Origin of the sequence: Mucilaginibacter sp. (genome assembly GCF_041660805.1) — a bacterium.
Lineage (GTDB): Bacteria > Bacteroidota > Bacteroidia > Sphingobacteriales > Sphingobacteriaceae > Mucilaginibacter.
In genome coordinates, this window is record NZ_JBAZVP010000008.1 from 146,050 (window position 1) to 167,812 (window position 21,763).

A 21,763-nucleotide genomic window follows, 5' to 3' on the forward strand; every position below is an offset into this window, starting at 1 on the left:
ATTGGCATGTAACTGTTAATTAGCTTTATTATCCGTTGCCTTTGAGTTAAAATTAAACTTACTGTGCTGCCTCCACAAAAACAGGTGTTTCTGTAACTGTTATTTTAAGCTTACCACCTGTTGTGCTTACCTGTTTATTATCCATCATATCCGCACCAACTTTTAAGGTGTGTATAATAGCCGAGGTTGCTTTACCCAAATCAAGTGTGTAATCTGTCGTCCGGCCCTTTTGATCGGGTACGGTTAGTATGTACATGGTTTTTGCTCCCAGCTGGTACTTATCAATCAGTGGATCGGCATTAATGGTTCCCTTGTAAAGATAACTACCCATTAATTTGTTGGTTTGCAATATATAATCGGCAGCGGGACGGCGTTGGGTTCCTTCGGCCAGGCCCGATGTTGAATATTGTACCGGGTTATTAGGGAAAGCATCAAATAACTGATAGAAAAACAGATTTTTAATTCCGTGGCGGATATATAATAGTGATGAGCGCAAGATCCAGTTTGCCTGTGTCATTAATGCTGATTTATCACCAACAGGAGGAGCATGCTGATAGCTTTCCTGGTTTACATCGTAACCCGTTTCAGTTAACCATACCGGGATACCATTGGCAACTTTAATAAAAGAATCGGCAATAATGCCAGCTTCTGAAAGCTCCGGCGCTATCCCGGTTGTAGCTTTTTTGTGTGTAAGTATACTGCCATTATTTGAGTATAAGTGATAATTGATCACATCAAAGCATAAGTTTATTTTACCATTCGCTTTATAACCCCGGTTGGTTTTACACCAGTTTATCATTCTCTGTACATAATCCGGGTTAGCCGTAGAAAGCCCGCCCATTACCACTATCATATTAGGATCTGCAGTTTTAACGCCGGTATTTGCACCCAATGTACCTTTATGCCCATCATAAAAAGCCGACATGTTAGCCGCATATTCCTCAGGTGATTGCGTGGCTTTATCACCTTTCCACCCTCTGTCGTTCTCGTTATTGCATTCAATATACTTAATGAGGCCCATACCAATTTTAACAGTATTAATTTGGTCGTTTGCCCAGCGCGGCCGGCTATCAACTTTTACGAGGCTTTTGTTAACGGCGGTATTATAGCCGTAACGCGCTGCAAACTGGAAAGCTGTACGGGCCTGTATTACATATGATGCCGGTTTATTCCGGTCTGATCCGTACGGAGCTGGTACATTCTCATTATCACGCTGGTCTGGCGGGTAAGTGTTCATCATCCACACCGGCAGGTTCTTCATATCAGCCAAAACCAAAATTCCTTCCTGTTTGCAGCGGGTATATATTAAGTCGTAGTTCCAGCTGCCGTTATTGGTGGGGTTGTAGGTATAGTTGCCTTCAGTGTTCTCTAATTTATTCCAGTTCATATAATGCCTTACCGAGCTAAAACATTTTATAAGCGACATATTAGCTTCATAAATAACATTTCTATCACCGGGCGCTGCAGGGTTTTGAAGGAAGTTCCATTCATAGCTATTGATGCCGAACATACTTTTAAGCGGTATATCATTAGCAGGATATATCAGCTGAGCGGTTCCGTTACCATAGGGTGTAGTTTGATTGATTTTTTGAGGAACGGGTTTAACGTGGCACTGCGATAAAAAGAATACTGTTAATAATAGCGATAGTGCTGATTTATAGCACAACAATATGTTCATACTGTATGGTTAGTTAACATGGTTAAATTAGTGCTTTTTGATTAAGTTATATTATTCCGTGAATATTTATTCGGAATGTCAACTAAAGCATTGTTTACTTCACGTAATTGTTCACTATAGGGAGGAAGCCGGCGGTTAACTTATTGTTTTATAATCCAGGTCTGTCAAATCTTTCACTGATCCAAAGCCAATAACATCTTTTATAACTTTACCGTCCGTCATTTCAACGGCGCGTACCAATTTATCAGAACCAAATTTATCTTTTATTTCGTGCATGGTCCTAAAAGCGGTTTCCTTGCGGTCCATATCCTCAAACAAACTGTAAAGCATATTACCATTGTTTACAAAATTGGTAACCGCCACACGCATTTGTGTTATTTTAGTATTTAAGACAGGGGCCGAATTTGTGCCCTGCTCAAACTTAGCAATACGAATGCGGATCATTCGCATCAGGCTTATGGCGTCTTGTACGGGTGTGCTAATAGTAAAGGCATCATCCCAGCGGGTATCATCTTCATACCGAGCCGTAAACCCTACCGATTTACAATAAAATTTATGGTGTACCATGCGTTTCTCTAATGTGAGGCACAGGGTCATAAATAACTGATCGATATAAGTAATGTGTTTACGTTTTTCTGCTGAGATCTGCCGCATAGCCTGCATACCCTGATAATCATGCGCTGCAATATTAGTTTCAATAAAATTTAGGCGGTAATGCCAGTAAATACCATCAATGCTTTTAAAAATGGCCTTTAGTTTTTGTGGTGTGGCGTAACGCATTTCTAACGGGGTTTTAACCCCGGCGCGCTCCAACCTGTATGACATATTAGCTCCAATACCGGGCAGATCGCCCAATTTTAATTCGCTTAAAACAGCATCAATATTTTGAGGGGTAATCATCATTAACCCGTTCTTTTTTTTGCCCCTAACGGAGGCCAGCTTAGCTAAAAACGCGTTAGGTGCAATCCCTACCGAGCAGGTGAGCCAATCGCCAACTTCTTTTAAAATATCGTTTTTAATATTGATGGCTATCTGCATTGGGTCAATATGATCATAATTGCTCAGGTTGATGATGGCCTCATCAATGCTTTTTGGAACCACATCATTACAGTAATTACGCATTACATTAATGATCTTTTTATGGTATTCGCGGTAACGGGTGGGGTTACTTTCAACAGGGACCAACTCCGGGCATATAGCCATGGCATCATTTAAACGCATGCCTGCTTTTAAACCGCGCTCCTTAGCTTCTGTTGAGAGCGATATTACACAACCATACTTGCCTGTGTAAACACAAACCCCAACCGGCCTGTGGCGCAGCCAGTAATTTGCTTGCTGCTCGCAACGCGCGAAATAACTGTTCATATCAACAAACAGCACACGCGCCTCGGCTTTTATGGAAATGGAGTTCTGATTCACAATACAAATTTGCTAATTATTTTAGCAATTGCAAGTGTTTGCGAATAAATAAATGGCTAACGGTAGTTATCCATAAGGCACGAAGAAAAAAACCACAAAGAACACCAGGATTATAAGTATTACAAAATCTGGATATTCTTTGTGGTTAAATTAAAAAGTACGTTTAACAAGTTTATCTGCTATTAAAAAAGCATTTCGTTTGGAGGGGTTGCACCTTTAAGGCGAATATAAACTGTTGTTTGGCCACGGTGATGGGTTTGGTGCTCAAAGCCTTTAGCCAAAAGTAATCCCTTAACTACTTTCATGTCTTTTCCCATACTTGCAACTTCCTGAAACTGTGCTGGAGTCATACCTTGTACAGCGCTGATTACCCAGTCATAACTGTCCATTACTGCTTTTGTAGTTGCTTCTTTATTTTGGGGTATAGTTTTTTCTAAAGAAGTTTTTCCTAACGGACTTTCTTTACCACTTACTGTTGAAACGAAAAAGTAATCGGCGTCTGCAATGTGCAGCATTTGTTCGGCAAAGCTTTTAACTTCCGGAGTAGGCTTAAAAGTATAACCATCTGCAGGCATGGCATCAAGATAGGCTTTGGTGTAAGCTTTGGCACGCGTCCATTCAGCAACACTCTGTTCTTTAGTTATTTGAGCAAAAACAGAACTACAGGCAAACAACATTGCCAGTACAGTAAATAAAGATAATTTTTTCATAATGAGGTTTTTTAGTGTACAGCTAAGATACCGTATTTATGTAAAAATAATAAGCAACTGCAGGGCTAAATAAATCTCTATCTTGAAATATCGATCTTGATCTTTCTGCCTTTTATCTTTTCGTTTTTAACCAATTGTACGGTGCGCTCTATATGCTTACGTTTAACCGCAGCATATGACGAATAATCAAGCACCTCTATTAATCCGAGGTCTTCTTTAGCCAGTTCGCCCTTTTTAAGCAGCAGGCCTACAATATCAACCTTATTTATCTTATCTTTTTTACCGGCGGCTATATAAACCGTAGCCCAGGGAGAGGGTTGGGGGATAGTTGTTTTTTGGGGCAGTTCTTCAATTTCGGGTAATTCAGTTAAGTAGGATGGTTTTTCATCAGGTGCTAACAAAAGGTAGGAGGTACCTTTAGCGTGCATACGTGCGGTACGCCCATTACGGTGTAAAAATGCTTCCTCATTATGTGGCAACTGGTAATGTACCACATGTTCAATCTCCGGGATGTCTAAACCACGCGAAGCAAGGTCTGTTGTAATTAATATCCTATGGCTGCCGTTCCTGAATTTGAGCAAGGCACGTTCGCGGTCGTCCTGCTCCATCCCTCCGTGAAAAATATCATGCGGTAACCCTTTATCATAAAGCAGATCACTGATGCGTTCAACAGCTTCACGATGATTACAAAATACCAGTGTGGGTTTATCGCTTATTTTACATACCAGCGCAAAAAGGGCGTCTAATCTATCGGCAGGCTCTGATATAACTACTTTTTGTTTAAGGTCCGGCGCAGAGGCGGCGTTGGTTAAATAATCAAGCGTTAGGGGCTTGTGAATACCGGTAAAGGATGGTATCGCATCCATTTGTGTGGCAGAGGTAAGCATACGTTTCTTAATTGACGGCAGCTGCCTGATAATATAGGCCATATCTTCCTGAAAGCCGAACTCTAAAGCTTTATCAAACTCATCCAATATCAATGTAGTAACATTAGCGGTATCAAAACTTTCACGGCGCAGGTGGTGAGCTATCCGGCCGGGTGTGCCTATCAAAACAGCGGGTGGTTGCGAAAGGTTATTCAATTCTATTTTTAAAGCGTGCCCGCCATAACAGCAGTTCACTTTAAAGCCGCTGCCCATAGCCCTAAATACCTGTTCTATTTGTAGCGCAAGCTCACGCGAGGGTACCAATATCATAGCCTGCACAGTTGCTATATCAGTATTGAGCGAACCAAGCAAAGGCAATAAAAAGCCCAATGTTTTACCTGATCCGGTGGGCGATAACAGTATCACGTCACCCTTTTTAGCGGCACTGATCGCAGCCTCCTGCATTGGGTTAAGGGTATTTATCTTTAAATTTTGGAGTGCTTGCTGTATCATCTGTTATAAGTGGAAAGCAGCAAAGATAGTTCATTATAATTTGTGAGGCGGAAGCGTATTCATTTAGCTATTTACATCATAAGGTTATTGTCAATTAAATGCCATCTAAAATAAACGCCCCACCTTTGGTGGGGTGTTTATACATCAACCTAATTACTTTAGTTAGCTTTAGATTGTATTTTCCCAGGCCTTTAGCTGATGGTCTTTCAACATATCTTCTACAAATTTAGGAACCACATTACGAAACTTACCGGTTTCTGACGGCACAATTTCAATCATGGCATCAATCATTTCTTTAGGATCTAACCTACCTTCGGGTGTACCTAAAAGGCTATCAAAGGTAGCCCTCATATCAGCACGTTTTGTAAAGTTCTTACTGTCATCCAGCCAACGGAACGGATTATCGGCCATCGTTTCGTTATATCCGGTTAAATAAGCACCGGGATTTATGGTCTGGATCTGGATATTATAAGGTTTAAGTTCGTTTTGTAAAGCTTCGGCTATTGCTTCTAAAGCATGTTTAGTTGAAACATAAATACCATAGCCGGCAGGAGTGAACAGGCCACCCATTGATGAGGTGAAAACCACTTTCCCCTTTCTTTTTTCGTTAATGAACTTTGCTATGAATTTTTGAGCCAGATCAAGAGGGGCAAACACGTTAGTTTCAAAATTGCGCCTTACTAAATCAACAGGTATTTCAAATACCGGGCCTGCTTCACCCATTCCGGCATTACTTAAAAGTATATCGATATCCCAGGTTAAAGCATAGTTTACATCATAAGGGTCTAAAATATCAAGCCTTTCAACCCGAAGGTTATTTTCTAACCCAAGCTCTTTCGCTTTAAGGCGAAGCGCGGTTACTTGTGGCGATATCTGAACCCCTGCTATAACCTGATGTCCTAATTGTGCTAAACCAATAGCAGTTCCTTCTCCGAATCCGGAGCCTGCCCCGGTTATCAGAATTCTTTTGTTGTTCATAATTTTGGCTTTGTTTAAGTGTGATTTGTTTAATTATCCTATGATGCTTCCGGCTGTCGCGATTGAAAAATCCTGAGGGACTGCACCCCCCGATACACCAATGTATCCTATGATTGTACCTTCTAATTTAATTGGCATTCCGCCGGGGAAGCCAACAAGTCCACCGTTTGTATTTTCAAGTCCGTAAGTGGCCGCTTCCGGCTTAAGAAACTCTCCAACTTGTTCAGAGTTCATCCGGAAAAGCATTGCTGTTTTAGCTTTTTGGATAGCAATATCAAGCGAGCCAATGAATGCGTTATCCATGCGTTCCAGCGCTTTAAGGTGCCCGCCGGTATCCATAATAACAATATTAACGGGGATGCCTATTTCCCGGGCTTTAGACTTAGCCAGGCTTAGTACTTTTTCTGATTGATTGAGTGTGATATCCATGATATATTTGTTTTAGTTGACATAACAAAGGTGGCAAGATGAAGAGGGCTATAGTTAAGCAATAGCAAAGCAATACTTATGAATTTCAAAGATTTTGCCTTAGAAGTGTTAAAAAGGCACAGTTAGATAGTGATTCCCTGTCAGATGATTAAAGAAGGGAGGCAGTGGACAGAAATATGCGAACAAATTGCTGTTAGTTACACGTTTAATTCTGTTTATATTTATTAAAACTTTGGTTATGAAACAACTTTCATTGGATAGTAAAGCTATCGATACACTTCGCGACCTTCCTGATATGATACCAGTTTTTAGAGAGTTTTATGAAAGCTGGAACATAAGGGTATTTAACAGGAAACATCATGAATGCAGAAATTATTTGTCGCCCAACAGGCGGGAATTTTACAAAATACTGCTGATCACAAAAGGTGGCGGGGTTTTTACAATGGGCTTAAATACTTACTATATTGAAGAGCCTACCATCTTATTTATTCATCCGAATGATATCATATCATGGAAAAAGCTCACAGAAGAATCGGGCGGTCATTATGTGTTATTTAAAAGCTCATTTGTCAATGCACATCCGCAACTTAGAGCGAAAATTGAAAAATTTGGCTTGTTTAATGATAAGAGTAAAAAGGTATTACGGCTTTCGGAAGGTGAATTACCCGTTCTTAATCAGTTGTTTGAAATTATGGAAAAAGAAGATCTTTCTAACTCTGATTATAAAGAGGAGGCCATGCAGGCTTATTTACAGCTGTTGATGGTAGAAAGTTTAAAGATTGGCCGTTACCCCAAACCAGATGATGTTTCGGAAGATTTTACACGTATTTACCACTTTTTTGACTTACTGGAGCGTGAAACATCTAATATAAATTACTCTAACCCAATCCGCTTAAAAACAGCTAAGGAATTCGCTGCTGATTTATCTGTGCATCCTAACTATCTTAATGCCGTATTAAAAAAACATACAGGGCAAAATGTAAGTACTCATATTCGTAACCGGTTGTTGGAAGAAACTAAAGCCTTGCTGCTTCAAACAGATTGGACAATGCAAGACATTGGGTTTAGCATAGGATTTGCCGAACAGCCAAATTTTAATTCATTCTTCAAAAAAAACACCGGCTTTACACCATCTGAATTTAGGAAGGCGTATCAGGCATAACTAAACACTCTGTAGCCAAAAATCGACTGATAGAGGCCCACTGCCTCTTATTATTATAATTAAAAGGAGGGATAAGAGCAGTATAAAGTATTCAATACCTTCACCTTTCTTTTTCCCTAACCAGTTCAAAGTCCATCCTTCGGGTATGTGAGAAATAAGGGCGCCCGTAAAAATGATGAAGTTTCCCAAAGCAGCAACCCTTCCCAGGCAACCCAGTATGAGCGCGATACTACCGAAAGATTGTCCAATAATAATAAGCCAGCCAACTAATACCGGAACTTTCTTTTTCTTTAGCCGCTCCAATGACTCTTTAATACCTATACCTCCGCCCAAATCATCAAACCATCCAAATAGTTTTTGCATACCATACGGGAAAATGATTATTCCGGCCACAACCCTTAAAAAAAGTAATGTATAATCGTTGGATGTTTGCAAAATTAGGTCTGTCATAATATTAACGCTCCAATCTTCCTGCTTTGCTCATTATCCGCATCCTAAAGCAATTCATGGCTATCTCGCCCAGTTGTGCAACCAGCTTATAATTAGCAATAGCGCCAACAGCGGCCCCAATAACAGGTAGCAGCTGGGCCATTTTCGCCAGATCAATATAATCCCTGTACTCCTGCTGAAATATGCGCCAGTCAAAATCTTCCGCGTTTTGCGGTAAAGCCCGGCTATAGTTATCCCAATCTTGTAGCAGCAGATAGATCTCATTTCGCCTTTGCTGACTGGAATAAGCAAGCTGGAAGATATACAGCAGGTATAATCTTTCTTTATAATCCATAACATCGTACCCGTAAAGAGAGGCGATATTAAACAACAGTTTCATTTTTATACCGATAAGAACAGGAAAATCGGCAAAGCCCATTAAGATGCCACCAGCACCGGTTACAGCGCCTTCTACAGTTGCTGTTTTTTGATAAAAGCTTACCTGTTGTTTAATATAGCTTTCCCTTAATAGCAAAGAGGCATCAGGCGCCAGTTTAATTGTGGTTGTGTATTTGATGCCAAAGATGGTTGCCTTTATCATCTTTTCGATAGTAACGGTTATAACCTTATGAACTTTCTCGGGTATCCAACCGTTAATTTTATTCTGCAGGCTTTTGGCTATCCGGTTTGATAACGAAGGCCCTTTTTGCATCCGATGCTGCCAGGCATGCAGTTCTGTTAAAACTTGTTCTTCGTAGGATATCATAATGATAAAGATACCTGTTTAACGGTTTTGTTTTATCGATTATAAATTAAGTGGCATCAGGCTGAATGGGCCTGTTTGTATTTCCTGGCGAAATAAAGGGCGGAGAACAACGTAAGAAACAGGCCAACGGCTGATAAAGCGATCACGCTGTTTGAAAAAAAAGTAACCCAGTTAAGCTTCACCTTAAATATCTCTTTAGAGAACAACACGCCCACACTTCCTACATAACCAAAGGAATCGGCCAGATATATCAGGAAACCCACATTACCGGCGTATCTGAATGTAGCGATAAGCCTTTCGAAAAAGACAGCATTGAAAGGAATATACACCATATAAAGACCGAGGCCTACGGTGGTCATCCACCATATTGGCGCCAAACTGCCGTTTAAGAATGCCAGGGTTGATAAGCCTGCCAGTAAAAAACCAATGCCTATGAAAATGTGTGCCGTCATTAGTGCCTTATAGCTGTCCCTTATCATTACCATGCTGCCAATAAGCACAAGAATGATAAGCGTAATAGGGGTTTCGGTTTTAGAAAAAATAGCAGGCTGATTAAAAAAGCCCATTTCCTTCCACATTTCGGCGCCAAAATTATCGCGGATATCCCTGAATATGGTAGCGAAAGTGTATATAAGAATACACGCGGCAAGGCCGGGCAAAAACGCGCGTACAAAGGCATTACGTTGGGCTTTACTCATGGGAGTGCGTTCCATCCGGTCGGCTATATCGCCGGCATCAGGCGGCGGGATCTTTTCCATCAAATACACAAACAGCAGCAACGGGCCCGCAAATAATAGCCCGGTAAAAAATGGCACCCAAAACTCCGTAACACCAAACTCCAGCATCAGCCACCCACCTGCAGAACGTACAAAACCCGACGCAAAAATAAAGCTCACCGCAAGTGTGGCGCCAATAAAATCAGTCCCCCGGCGGCCCTCTATGTAGGAGAAGACAACGCCCCACAGCATACCGAGAGGGAAGCCGTTAACAAACAAAAAAATAATGTTATAGGGTACAGGCACCAGTGCAAAACATAACCAACTAAACCATGCTATGCCCGTAAGTATAAATATTATAGTTCCGCGGCCGGTACGTTTAAGTTCGGCAATGTATTTTACACCGTAGAATTTTGCCAGCATATAGCCCAGTACCTGGCTTATCACCAAAAGTGTTTTATAACTGTAACCGGCTACAGTTATACCATCAAAAGTAGCTACCGTAAACGATTTACGGAAACCAAAGATCATGGTGTAGGCTAAAAAGACTGTAACAGCAGCATAAATATTTACCTGCAGCCTGGTACCGCTTATTTTATTGGACTTTAAAAGCATTGATGATTTTTGCGGCAATGTAAGGATTTTAGCGGATGATAGGCAGGGTGCGGATAACACCATCACAGGCTAAATGTAAGGAAATGATGGATAATTTTTATCTGCTAAGAATTTGCCTTGTATTTTAGACGCGTTAATTTATTTATTTTTAGTAGGTAATCATTTTTGGCAATCAAGTATAATAGTGTTAAAAGAAATTAACTTTAACAGATCAATACCTGATAACAATTTTAATGAACAGAATTATTTACAGAGTGATAATTTGTTTGGTTACCGCGTTTTTCACCATCAACGCGAAAGCTACGAATCCTTATCCTTCCTATCGTGAACGTAAATTATCGCCCGGCGGAAAAATTTACTACATTGACCCACAAAAAGGGAATGACGCTAATACCGGCACTACATATAGCAAGCCATGGAAAACATTTGATCGTATCAACCATCTGATCTTATCTGCCGGTGACAAAGTATGGATAAAGCCCGGGTCTTTTTACAAGTCACTAATGATTATAGCGAAGGCAAGCAGTAAAAAACCAGTCAGTATAAATTTCGAAGAAGGCAGATACAATATTTATCCTGATAGTTCCTACAAAACGGCCCTGCATATATCAAACACTAACGATGTGCCCATGGCCCCGAAGGCAATAGCCTTGTATATCGTCAATTCCAAATTCGTAAATGTGAGTGCCAATAAAGCAAGAATTATTTTACGAGGCAAAATGATAGAGACATGTATCAGCAATAGCAGTAACATAAGCCTTGAAGGGCTAAGTTATGATTATTATCGGCCAACGGTATCTGAAATGCAGATTATGGCCTTGACAGAACGCTACGCCGACTTAAAGATGAACGGCAGTTCGGCATACAGTATTAAGGACAGCGTATTATGGTGGGAAGGCGAGGGGTGGAGGCACAAGCCGGAATGGTACTGGCAGGTGTTTGACCCGAAAACAGAATACGTTGAAAGACAGGATATGAACCTGGAGAAAGTAAGATATGCCGATATGGGTAATGGCATTGTCAGGGCTTTTTTTGATAAAAATCCCGGGTTTAAGGCCGGGTTGATTTATCAGACCCGAGATGTGCTTCGGGATTGTGCTGGTATCTTTATGCAATACAGTAGCAATATCAGGCTTAAAAATGTCAGAATCTACTTTATGCATGGTATGGGGATTGTTAGTCAGTTCTGTCGTAATATCAAAATGGATTCGGTAATAGTGAGGCCGGAAGAGGGAACAGGCAGAACATGTTCTGCCTGGGCGGATATATTACATTTTTCGGGTTGCAGCGGAAGGATAGAAATTAGCAATAGTTATCTTTCGGCCGCTAATGACGATGCTATCAATGTACATGGGACCCATCTGAGAATTGTTGAAAGACCTGCCGAAAATAAAATAAAGGTGCGTTTTATGCATAACCAGACTTATGGCTTCACCGCGTTTTTGCCGGGAGACAGTATTGACTTTGTGCATGCCGAAACATTAAACCCGTACTCCGCCAATATTGTAGTTAATAGCGAAAGACTTAACGACAAGGACATCCTGTTAACGCTCAAAAAAACAGTTCCGGAAGATATTCAGGCTAATGATGTAGTTGAAAACACAACCAGGACACCAGAACTATGGGTTCATCATACTATTATCGCACGAATTCCAACACGCGCCATTCTCGCCACAACCCGTCGCAGGATATTGATTGAGCACAACCGGTTCTTTCGCGTCCGCGGGAATGCTGTCCTGATTGAGGATGACGCCGAAAGCTGGTTTGAATCGGGATCGGTTAAAAATGCTACCATTCGGCATAATGAGTTTATTGAATGCGGTGCCCCCGTCATCAGCATCCACCCGGAAAATAAAAAATTTAATAAGCCCGTGCACCATAACATTGTGATAAGTAATAATCATTTTGTGCTAAACAAGAACAGTAAGGTGCTTTTTGCCAAGAGCACCTCAGGTATTAAATTCTCAGGTAACGAAATTAAATCATCCGGAATAGTCGATATTAAGGGAGTAACCGAGTTTCAGGATTGTTTTAATATTAAGCTGTTTGGGAACGTGTTTTTACCAAAATAAAAAACCGGAGTAAGAACTAAAAATAGAGCTTACTTTGGCCCGGTACCCAGAGCCTGGAAAAGGTCGAACCTATTTCATCGGGAACGAAAAAAAGAACCGCAGATATTGGTTATGATCCCAAAGCCAGGATCATTTATGTGCCGACATTTTTAGGGAAATCAGTTGATGCATATAAACTTGATTGAGTTCAGCCTATAGTCGGTGTTATCACCGTGCCTGCTTCTTGCAAAGTAGCATTCTATGAATTACTTTTAGCTTAAATGAGTACCAAACATAAAAGACACGAGTACGCCACCCTTAGCCCGGCACTGCATACTCGTGCCAGACGGTGCACGCATTGTAAAGATTTGTTTTAAAAGAAATAAAGGGTCAACGATATTATGAAAGATATTTTCGAAAGATTGAAAGCGGGAGAACTCATCAGGCTGGATGATCCGGAATTTTTTAGGGTAAATGAGGTGGTCAGCCGCACACTGTCTTTATCACCGGCACTCAATGCAGCAACCAATGTAGATGAGGTCAGAACGAAACTTAGCGAGATTATTGGCACTGCACTGGACGGGAGTACTACCATATTTGCGCCGTTCTACACCAATTTTGGTCGGTTCATAAATCTCGGCAAACATGTCTTCATCAACCATGCCTGTTCTTTCCTGGATATGGGCGGCATCACCTTAGAAGACCATGTGCTCATTGGCCCGAAAGTGAATCTCATTACGGAAAATCATCCGCTTGATCCCGCAGACCGGCGGGGGATGCTATGCAAACCTATTTTGATAAAACGAAATGCCTGGATTGGTGCGGGCGCAACCATTTTACCAGGTGTGACCATCGGCGAAAACGCTGTCGTTGCAGCCGGTGCGGTCGTTAGCAGAAATGTTCCGGACAATACTGTTGTCGGAGGCGTTCCCGCAAAAGAGATCAGGACAATTTTTTAAACAGTTTATGCTTATTAAAAAACCCTCTCTACGTCATCGTAAAGAGGGTTTTAAATTATTACAGTAAAGTTGGGTACTACCTAAATTTTCAGGTACCAGAAACAGGATTATTGTCGAACCATTTTATCGAGGATTTGAAGCGAATAGGTTATTTAAATGCTATTTGTCGATACCTTGAAATTGTGCTGTAAATGGAGTGGAATCCTGAATATCTTTTTATTTCCGGGATGTTGCTTCAACGTTTACAAACTCCAAATCCGTACGCCTATCCACCCGTGATAAAAAAGCAAACAGACCATGTAGAAGATAAATATATTATTTAATGTCAACAGTGCTCTAAACCAACGGTTGCCTATTACTGACCAACGGCTATAAAGAAAATATATTGATGCAAGGCTTAGCAAGCCGAACCCCAATGTTCCTAAAAAGATATATATAGTTGTATAATTTACGCTTGAGAATGCGGCTTTATTAATTTCATCGGTAAGGCTCATCTTGCGGTAGGCTGCTATTAGCGATAATACGCCCAAAGCCGGCAAAACAGTTAAAATAACGTCCATCCATCTCGCTTTTTTGAACATCTTAAGAATGATCGTTACAAGAGCAACAAAAACAGACAGGATCATCGCTGCAATACCACCAAGTATTAGTGTCTTTTGAAAAAGTATCCATCCATAGGAAGTCCTTTGATAAAAACCATTGCCGTAGCCATGGAAAAAAGGCTGTCCGCTTTTATCCTTACCTAATACGAATGACGGAATAATATCATTTGAAGCTCTGAACACGTTGCCTCCGGTGTTAATCAGGGTATCTGACCGACCGTTCCGGAAAGTTACTACTAATTTATTCTTAACAATAGACAGCGTAAACCCTTCAAAAACCTTTTCAAAGAACCCTATTTTTTCACTGCGGGGATTTGTGAATCGGTAGTATCCGGTTAATGGAGACAAATAATCTATGTTATGCTTACTGTCCTGAAGTTTTTGCTGTTTAAGCGCTCTGGTCAAAAAATCTTCAATAAGCTGTGAAATTGGCCACATCCCTTTGTTGCCATTATTGCAGATGGAATAACCAATGCCTGCTTCTCTGTTATAAAATATCCAGGAGTTGAACCCTTCTCCCGTGCCATTATGGCCTCTAAAAGTAATTTTTTTATTGTTTGGGAAAAGCTCATTAGCAAGCGCATAGCCAGTCTTAAGCCCGTACCTGGCGGCAAGGGTACTGTGCACCTTCTCCATCTCTTCAAGGCTGGATTCAGACAACCATTGCCCATTAACCGTTTTCCAGCCATTCAGAAGGTTCTTTATAAATTCTGATATATCATTTGCATTGGATACCAGTGCACTGCCGGCCCCGTTACCGCCAGGCGGAGCAAAAATAAATTGCTTATAAGTATTACCTGTAGAATAATAACCTCTGGCGTATTTGGGGTTCTCCTGCCCGTTAAGATCATAGAACGATCCTGCCATACCAAGAGGTAACAACACGTTTTGCATAATGTATTCGTTCCAGGGCTTTCGTGAAAGCTTTTCAATCAGATATCCTAAAACTACATAGTCTGGATTAGAATAAGACATCCTTTCTCCCGGTCGCCACCTCGAAGTAAGCGAATTTGAGATAGCTTCTACAGCTTTGAGGCCATTGAGCGGCTTTCCTGATCTGTTAAACATGCTGTTCAGATGCACATCATCAAATCCTGCAGTATGTTCGAGTAGGTGGACTACCCTCACAGGGTCTGTTTTCTCCCAGGCATTTTTAAATAAGATTTTAGGTGCTATTACGCTAAGCTCATCATTTAAATTAAGCTTGCCATCTGCTATAAGCTTCTGTATTGCCAGGGCGGTGAACATTTTAGTCACCGACTGCATGTGAAATAAAGTTGAGCTATTTACTTTGACCTTATTTTCAAGATTACTGTAGCCTAACCCTCCCGAATATAAGATAGAATCTTTAGTTACAATGGAAAGCATTAATCCTGGCATGTGCTCTTTCTTCATTGTACCCTCAATAGCTATCAACAAAGAATCCAGACCAGACTTAGGTTTAAAGGTTGCAGTTTGAGCGTGTGCGTAGGGTGCAAATAAAAAAGAGATCAGTAAAATACAAATTCCGGGTTTGTTGATAATCGACATGGCTATAAGTTTAGATGGCAATATTAACTTAAGTAATGCCGTCAAACGTTCGCATTTATCCATTCGAACACAATCGGAGCCATATGCAGTATTCTTAATAAGAATCTGCTTAATTAATTAATTATTATATCTGCCGGTTCGACCAATACGGCCGGGTGTAATGGATTAACCTTGCCGGAGATCGAACCAAAAAGCGTTGTTTCCAAGCAATGGAAGCACTTATAAGTCCCCTAAAAACAAAAACCCTCTCTACGTACTGTAAAGAGGGGTGTCCCCCTGAGCGGGAATACTTTCAACATTTAGAGCGCTTTTTACGTCTTATAGAGCCAATAATCCAAGATTTAAAAGTTAAAGGTTTTATAGAATAGGATTTATAGTGAGTTAGATCAGGGTCAGAAATCGCTTAGGTTTGCCTTCGACGGGGTTGAATTGAACCGAAAAACTGAAGAAACAAAAACCCCTCTTTACATCATTGTAAAGGGGGTTTTAAATTAGTACAGTAAAGTTGGATACTACCTAAATTTTCCGGTACTCCAAACAGGATTATTGTCAACTGAGTTTTTAACAGATTTAAAGAAAATCGCCTTTTTTAGGCAGCTATGGAATAAGTTAAAAAGTAAAGGCTGGGTTATTGTCGAATCATATTAATTTAGCGAGATGTTTTATTGCAGCGCAATTATTATTTATTTTCACTAACAAAAGATTGATATGAAACTCTCTTCACAAGCTGGAAACATCATAGCTCAAATCAATACCAAAACCAAGCTGGGGGACTTACGTAAAATTGCTAAGGATATCAAAAAGGATCATGAACTGGCTATGGAACTATGGTCAACCGGGAGGTTTTTGCCCAGGCAATTGGCCATTTTGATTATGGATAATAAGCTTCTTTCCCAAGATTTGATTAATATACTTGATAAGGATATGCAGACTCATCCATTTAATGAGCGAAATCAGCTAATAGATTGGCTAATGGCCAATCAGCTCACTAAGGAGAAAAAGACAATTGCACTGATCCAGTCTTGGGAAAATAGTCCTTCTTCACTTCAAAGACGAACTTATTGGTACTATCAAGCAAGATTAAGATGGATGGGACATACGCCTCCAGAAAATACGCCCGACTTACTTTCAGCAATTGAGACCAGTATTACCATAGAAGAGCCCGAAGTTCAATGGGCCATGAATTTCACCGCAGGCTGGATTGGAGTTTATGAAAAAAAGTATCGAAATAGGTGTGTCGCTCTTGGCGAAAAAACAGGTCTCTATAAAGATGAAATGGTATCAAAAGGGTGCACTCCTGATTACTTGCCGGAGTTTGTTGCGTTGGAAAGCAACAAACGAAATATATAATTACCTGTGACAACAGAACAGCTCATGTAAGTTACACCTAAACCTTTGGTTTTTGCGTAATGCTAAAGGTGCAGTCTCACGGTAAAAAGTTATGAAAATAGAATATGGTTATTGGGAGAATGAACCTTTCTAAGGCCTACATAAGCTGCGGAGGCATTTGCATCTCCTCGCTAATAATAAAAAAACCGTAAGCCAAACATACGTTCAACTTACGGCAAGTGATTTTGTACCCAGCGCCGGAGTCGAACCGGCATAGCCAATTACATGTAGAAACGAGATACTTCTCGTCTCTACATATTTAAATCTTTATTCCCCTCTCTTCAAACCAAATTTTTCGATCTTACTGTAAAGGTGGCTGCGTTGTATATCAATATCATCCGCAGTTTTTGATACGTTCCAGTTGTTTTTTTCCAGCTTGAATTTAATGTATTCACGCTCGGCATAATCCTTATATTCCTGGAAGTTGGTAAACTGGTCAAAGTCTGTTTGTGGTGCGGCATTAGCTGCTCCAGCCGCAGTCGGTGCCGATGGGTTCGCAAATGCTTTAACATCGGCATCAGTAATAGTTTTATCACTTAAAATGATCAAGCGCTCAACCATATTACGAAGCTCGCGGATGTTACCTGTCCATGGCAGGGCTTTCAGGGCATCCAGTGCGGCATCAGAGATCTTCTTAGTAGGCATGCCATATTCATTGCATATTTCATCCAAAAAGCTTTGGGTAAGCAAAGCAATATCATCACGACGTTCGGTAAGCGGTGGTACATGTATCAGGATTACACTTAAACGGTGGTAAAGATCCATACGGAAATTCCCTGCCTCAATTTCTTTTAGCAAGTCCTTATTTGTTGCTGCAACAACGCGTACATCAACATCAATCTCTTTTTCGCCGCCCACACGGGTAATTTTGCTTTCCTGAAGTGCACGCAATACTTTTGCCTGTGCCGATTGGCTCATATCGCCTATCTCATCAAGAAAGAGCGTACCGCCATTGGCAGATTCAAACTTACCTATGCGTTGTTTAATAGCTGATGTAAATGAACCCTTTTCGTGGCCGAAGAGTTCACTCTCAATCAATTCTGAAGGGATGGCCGCACAGTTCACCTCAATGATAGGCCCGTTAGCGCGGTTTGACTTTTCATGCAGCCAGCGGGCTACCAATTCTTTACCACTACCATTGGCACCTGTAACCAATACACGGGCATCAGTAGGGCCAACACGTTCAATAGTTTCTTTTATTCTTAAAATAGCTTGCGATTCACCCAGAATTGGGCGCACCTTTGATACCTTACGCTTTAAAACTTTGGCTTCAACAACCAGGCTTCCCCTGTCAAGGGCGTTACGTACGGTAATCAGTAAGCGGTTAAGATCAGGTGGTTTTGATATAAAATCAAAGGCGCCTTTTTTGCTGGCTTCAACAGCGGTTTCAACAGTACCATGGCCGGATATCATGATGAAAGGCAGGTCGGGCTTAATGTTTAAGCCCTCTGTAAGCACTTCCATGCCATCCATGCGGTTCATTTTAATATCGCATAGTACCAGGTCATAATCGTTATTACGGATCAACTCAAGGCCGTCCACACCATTATCTATGTCCTCAACAATATAGTCTTCGTATTCTAAAATCTCTCTAAGGGTATTACGGATAGACCGTTCATCATCAATGATTAAAATTTTCGCCATGTGTTCATAAACTAAAAAACGGGAAGAATGTTTGAGCAGCTAATATATATATTGTATAGTAAATTACACACTTTCAATTTAGAGGGTTGTTAATTGAGTTGATTAGGTGAGTGGTTATGTTTTTCAAGAAACTATTCACTAAATAAACCACTCTCTAAAAACCGAAAATCCCCTCCAAAGAGGGGATTTTCTCAGCAGCAAACCTGTAAGCCGGGTTCTGTTCTCCCCGGAAGGGGAATTTCTATCATTAATCTTGCCCTTTTATTGCTAAAAGGTTCAATCAACCTACCCATTCTGACGGCCGACGAATCGGCACGGAAGCGAGCAGCTCCGCTTTCAGAACCTATTTGGTTTTTCAACTCCTGAGGTTTACCGCGATCCCGGTCGCCCGGAAAAGCCGTGAGCTCTTACCTCACGTTTTCACCCTTACCGCTGATAAAAATCAGAGGCGGTATCATTTCTGTGGCACTTGCTGTCGCCGGCTGCCGGCGCCTTCCCGTTAGGAAGCAGGATGCTCTATGTTGCCCGGACTTTCCTCCCTTTGCCGAAGCGAAGAGCGATAGAACGTTTTGCAATTACAAAGGTAGGAAAAATTAAATAGGAAGGTTTCCCTCCGCTTTTAAAAGGGTCTCAATTTTTAATTGTAATCTTTGTTCCTGGAATCTATAAACACCCCAAAAACAAATTAATGTTGTAGGAAACAGGGTTAAATTCACCCATAAAGGAACATTCTGGCGATCTGAAACTTGATAACAAATGGCTGATAACCAAATAATAGCTACAAAAACCAATTCTATTCTCAAGTGTGTTTTTAAAGTGACTTCTATTATATTATTGGCAACAGGTTTAAGCATTACCATTGTTTTTATACCATCAACAAGGCCTATTCCTCCTTTGATTAACAGCGTGCCGATAGAAATATTTGCCAGGCATTTATATTGACAATCATTCATCTTTTTCAGTATGAAACTCTTTCCTTTATCAGTCAATAATATAGTTTCAATACTTTGTAACGATCCAACAATATTGAATTGTTTATTTAAAAGTATTTTATCTATAATATTCATTAAATAAGCACCTACTTGCACTTTAATAGATCTTTATCCATCTGCTCAGAGGTAACAACTCCCATTTTATTGCCAAATGAATTGGTAACATAGGTAAGTACTTTGGCAATATCAACAGCTGCAAGGTCTGTTGCAGGCATAGCGCCTTCGTAACTTTTGCCATTAACGGTGATAATAGTTTCTTTAATACCGTATTTTACCATACAGGCTAATGCTGTTTTGTTGGTTTTAAGATAAGCAGAATCGGTTAGGGGAGGGATAAGATTTGATAATCCTTCGCCTTTAGCGCTATGGCAGTTCTGGCATTTTTGTTCGTAAATTATTTTGCCCCCAATATAATATCGCTGAAATTCCAGCTGCTCTTCGCTTTGGCAAGATGCAATTATAACAGACAGCAGTATAATTACGGCACCAATTACCCTTAGTTTCATTGCGCTATTTTTGTATTGGTTTCGGCAAGCAGGGTTTTAATATCAGCCCTTAGTTTATCAACCTGTTTCTCGTCGGTACCATCATAATATCCACGAATGCGCTTTTGTTTATCAATTAAAACAAACCATCCCTGGTGAACATAACCGCCTGGTGTACCGCTATCTTCTTTAACAGCTACCAGGTAATTTTTCTCACCTAACTGATAGGTTTCTTCTTTTTTGCCTTGCAACAGCCACCAGCTGTTTCCACTTATTCCAAGTTTATCGGCATATTTTTTAAGCACGGCAACACTATCGTGCTTGGGGTCAATGGTGTGCGATATGATCTTAAAATCGCTTACGTTCTTATAATCCTCATAGACTTTAAGCATATTGCGGTGCATTATAGGGCAAATAGAAGGGCAGGTAGTAAAAAAGAAATCGGCCACATATACATAACCGTTCAAGCTTTTGTTGGTAATGCTATCACCGTACTGGTTAACAAATTTAAATGCAGGTATAGTGGCATAAACTGAATCAACAATTGTTTTACCATTTACAACTTTGCTTACTGTATCCCGGTTACCATAAATAGGCAATTTAGGCGTCTCGGCAGCATTAAACTTACAGGCTGTATAAAATAAGATGATGAATAGTGCCCCTGTTAGTTTTCTCATTTGTTTTTATTTTGTTTAATGAAGGTACTTGATGATGTTATAGCAGTAGTTAGCTGTTTATCAATGCTATCAATTTGTTTTTTTTGGTCTGTCAGATAGGCCATGATCTCTTCGTGCGATTTATTCTTGTTTTCTGCATCAAAATTGTGCATCCAATCTTCCATTTTAACGTCGGCGGCCCCTAACTCCGCGACAAACTTGGTTGCCTCAGCTTTAAATAACGGATCTTTTGTTTCCTTAATCAAAGTATCAAGCTTCATTTTGTTTATCATGATCAGCTCATCTTTTGACATAACACGATCATGGGTTTTTATTACTTCGGTAAGCAGGTCCTTCTCTTGTTTTTTTGTATCTGCACAACTAAATAAGGTAATGCTTAACAGGGCGGCGGCAATTATTCTTCTCATTATTTATACAGGTTAATCTTTATAAGGATATGGTTATTGGTTTACTTGTCTTAAATAGTAGCTATAATCTGTTATAGGCAGCTTATCATTTTCATTGACCTTTAAGTGCTGGCCAATTTGTGCCCGGGTATGTGTACCATGGTTAATAACATGCGCCATAATATCACATAAAGTATTCTCAAAATCATCGCCTGCGGAGTTCTGATAATGAATAATGTTATCAAAATCACTTTCAGATAGCGTGTTTAAAAATGCTATCCATTCATTATGGTTACTGTTAATAATACTTTCAAGGCTATCTGCCTGCCAATTGGGCCAGGAGCTTACACCGCTTGTGTTGATACCTTTACAGCGAGCAAGCCAAACCTGTTCTGCAGAAAGCAGGTGCGCCATTAGCTCCACAGGCTTACCGCCCGCATTTGTTTTCTGTATTAATTCATTTATTTGCCTGTTAGCAAACTGGTCATAATTAAACAGGCGGATAAAGTAGCTTTTCATCGCGGTAAAAGTAAGCATCATACAGGTAATTATCAGGTAGCATGGCATAAATTATGTTAATAATTATATAATGTAAATCACACATTAAGCTTATATGGCCGCCGTAAATTAGTATAACATTTAAATCACAGCATTATGAAACTGCTAACCATGTTTTCAAGAGTAATCAGTGACTTTCGTGAGTGGCTTTTTTTAAAAAGCATGCGTTCGTCATTTAAACACTAAGGTTTTTTAACTGTAACGCTTTT

General features: G+C 40.4%; 20 protein-coding genes and 1 other RNA gene. 4 read left to right on the forward strand and 17 right to left on the reverse strand.

Translation table 11 applies throughout. The features are described from left to right. Positions 1-58: 58 nt before the first annotated feature. The 6 genes from WC743_RS12985 to WC743_RS13010 all read right to left on the reverse strand — a co-directional run bounded on the left by WC743_RS12985 (position 59) and on the right by WC743_RS13010 (position 6,593). A complete protein-coding gene (locus WC743_RS12985) occupies positions 59-1,678 on the reverse strand; it encodes a hypothetical protein (RefSeq protein WP_373012435.1) in 1,620 nt (539 codons plus the stop codon). Positions 1,679-1,813: 135 nt separating this feature from the next. Beyond that, complete coding sequence (locus WC743_RS12990; RefSeq protein WP_373012436.1) at positions 1,814-3,097, reverse strand: DNA polymerase IV; 1,284 nt, start codon at positions 3,095-3,097, stop codon at positions 1,814-1,816. A gap of 182 nt (positions 3,098-3,279) precedes the next feature. Beyond that, on the reverse strand, positions 3,280-3,807 hold the full coding sequence (locus WC743_RS12995; protein WP_373012437.1) for a DinB family protein: 528 nt from the start codon (positions 3,805-3,807) through the stop codon (positions 3,280-3,282). 77 nt (positions 3,808-3,884) lie between these two features. Then, positions 3,885-5,186: a DEAD/DEAH box helicase gene (locus WC743_RS13000; RefSeq protein ID WP_373012438.1), complete on the reverse strand. Its 1,302-nt coding sequence runs from the start codon at positions 5,184-5,186 to the stop codon at positions 3,885-3,887. A 168-nt stretch (positions 5,187-5,354) separates the two neighbouring features. Next, positions 5,355-6,164 carry an SDR family oxidoreductase gene (locus tag WC743_RS13005; RefSeq protein ID WP_373012439.1) on the reverse strand — a complete coding sequence of 270 codons (810 nt, stop codon included), beginning with the start codon at positions 6,162-6,164 and terminating at the stop codon, positions 5,355-5,357. 33 nt (positions 6,165-6,197) lie between these two features. Further along, positions 6,198-6,593 carry a heme-binding protein gene (locus WC743_RS13010; protein ID WP_373012440.1) on the reverse strand — a complete coding sequence of 132 codons (396 nt, stop codon included), beginning with the start codon at positions 6,591-6,593 and terminating at the stop codon, positions 6,198-6,200. Between the two features lie 238 nt (positions 6,594-6,831). On the opposite strand from WC743_RS13010, the gene WC743_RS13015 reads away from it, so the two are divergent. Beyond that, positions 6,832-7,755 (forward strand): AraC family transcriptional regulator, encoded by a 924-nt coding sequence (locus tag WC743_RS13015; RefSeq protein WP_373012441.1) that lies wholly within the window; start codon positions 6,832-6,834, stop codon positions 7,753-7,755. Here WC743_RS13015 and WC743_RS13020 read toward each other — a convergent pair whose 3' ends face one another. Genes WC743_RS13020 through WC743_RS13030 form a run of 3 tightly spaced genes read right to left on the reverse strand, consistent with a single transcriptional unit; the run spans position 7,756 to position 10,281 of the window. Then, entirely contained in the window at positions 7,756-8,205 is a 450-nt protein-coding gene (locus tag WC743_RS13020; RefSeq protein WP_373012442.1) for a DoxX family protein, read from the reverse strand. It abuts the gene before it with no gap. A gap of 4 nt (positions 8,206-8,209) precedes the next feature. Next, positions 8,210-8,950, reverse strand: a complete 741-nt coding sequence (locus tag WC743_RS13025) for an EcsC family protein (RefSeq protein WP_373012443.1) — start codon at positions 8,948-8,950, stop codon at positions 8,210-8,212. A 56-nt stretch (positions 8,951-9,006) separates the two neighbouring features. Beyond that, positions 9,007-10,281 (reverse strand): DUF5690 family protein, encoded by a 1,275-nt coding sequence (locus WC743_RS13030; protein WP_373012444.1) that lies wholly within the window; start codon positions 10,279-10,281, stop codon positions 9,007-9,009. Between the two features lie 233 nt (positions 10,282-10,514). Between WC743_RS13030 and WC743_RS13035 the strand changes: the two genes are divergently transcribed. Both WC743_RS13035 and WC743_RS13040 read left to right on the forward strand, forming a co-directional pair. After that, a complete protein-coding gene (locus WC743_RS13035; RefSeq protein ID WP_373012445.1) occupies positions 10,515-12,353 on the forward strand; it encodes a right-handed parallel beta-helix repeat-containing protein in 1,839 nt (612 codons plus the stop codon). A 380-nt stretch (positions 12,354-12,733) separates the two neighbouring features. Then, the gene (locus tag WC743_RS13040) at positions 12,734-13,291 is read left to right on the forward strand and encodes a DapH/DapD/GlmU-related protein (RefSeq protein ID WP_373012446.1); all 558 of its coding nucleotides are present in this window, start codon (positions 12,734-12,736) and stop codon (positions 13,289-13,291) included. A 242-nt stretch (positions 13,292-13,533) separates the two neighbouring features. Here the strand turns inward: WC743_RS13040 and WC743_RS13045 are convergent, their stop codons facing one another. Beyond that, positions 13,534-15,423 carry a serine hydrolase domain-containing protein gene (locus WC743_RS13045; protein ID WP_373012447.1) on the reverse strand — a complete coding sequence of 630 codons (1,890 nt, stop codon included), beginning with the start codon at positions 15,421-15,423 and terminating at the stop codon, positions 13,534-13,536. Positions 15,424-16,131: 708 nt separating this feature from the next. Here WC743_RS13045 and WC743_RS13050 point away from each other — a divergent pair. Further along, positions 16,132-16,773: a DNA alkylation repair protein gene (locus tag WC743_RS13050; protein ID WP_373012448.1), complete on the forward strand. Its 642-nt coding sequence runs from the start codon at positions 16,132-16,134 to the stop codon at positions 16,771-16,773. Positions 16,774-17,079: 306 nt separating this feature from the next. On the opposite strand, the gene WC743_RS13055 is transcribed toward WC743_RS13050, so the two are convergent. The 7 genes from WC743_RS13055 to WC743_RS13085 all read right to left on the reverse strand — a co-directional run bounded on the left by WC743_RS13055 (position 17,080) and on the right by WC743_RS13085 (position 21,563). Continuing rightward, entirely contained in the window at positions 17,080-18,456 is a 1,377-nt protein-coding gene (locus WC743_RS13055; RefSeq protein ID WP_373012449.1) for a sigma-54-dependent transcriptional regulator, read from the reverse strand. Between the two features lie 190 nt (positions 18,457-18,646). Next, positions 18,647-19,032: RNase P RNA component class A (gene rnpB, locus WC743_RS13060), an RNA gene on the reverse strand. 17 nt (positions 19,033-19,049) lie between these two features. Next, positions 19,050-19,544 carry a hypothetical protein gene (locus tag WC743_RS13065; protein ID WP_373012450.1) on the reverse strand — a complete coding sequence of 165 codons (495 nt, stop codon included), beginning with the start codon at positions 19,542-19,544 and terminating at the stop codon, positions 19,050-19,052. Then, positions 19,535-19,954 carry a cytochrome c gene (locus tag WC743_RS13070; RefSeq protein WP_373012451.1) on the reverse strand — a complete coding sequence of 140 codons (420 nt, stop codon included), beginning with the start codon at positions 19,952-19,954 and terminating at the stop codon, positions 19,535-19,537. The genes WC743_RS13065 and WC743_RS13070 overlap by 10 nt, the downstream gene beginning before the upstream one ends. Beyond that, the gene (locus WC743_RS13075; RefSeq protein WP_373012452.1) at positions 19,951-20,610 is read right to left on the reverse strand and encodes an SCO family protein; all 660 of its coding nucleotides are present in this window, start codon (positions 20,608-20,610) and stop codon (positions 19,951-19,953) included. The genes WC743_RS13070 and WC743_RS13075 overlap by 4 nt, the downstream gene beginning before the upstream one ends. Then, positions 20,607-21,017 (reverse strand): hypothetical protein, encoded by a 411-nt coding sequence (locus tag WC743_RS13080; RefSeq protein ID WP_373012453.1) that lies wholly within the window; start codon positions 21,015-21,017, stop codon positions 20,607-20,609. The genes WC743_RS13075 and WC743_RS13080 overlap by 4 nt, the downstream gene beginning before the upstream one ends. 33 nt (positions 21,018-21,050) lie before the next feature. After that, positions 21,051-21,563 (reverse strand): DinB family protein, encoded by a 513-nt coding sequence (locus WC743_RS13085; protein WP_373012454.1) that lies wholly within the window; start codon positions 21,561-21,563, stop codon positions 21,051-21,053. Positions 21,564-21,763: the final 200 nt, after the last annotated feature.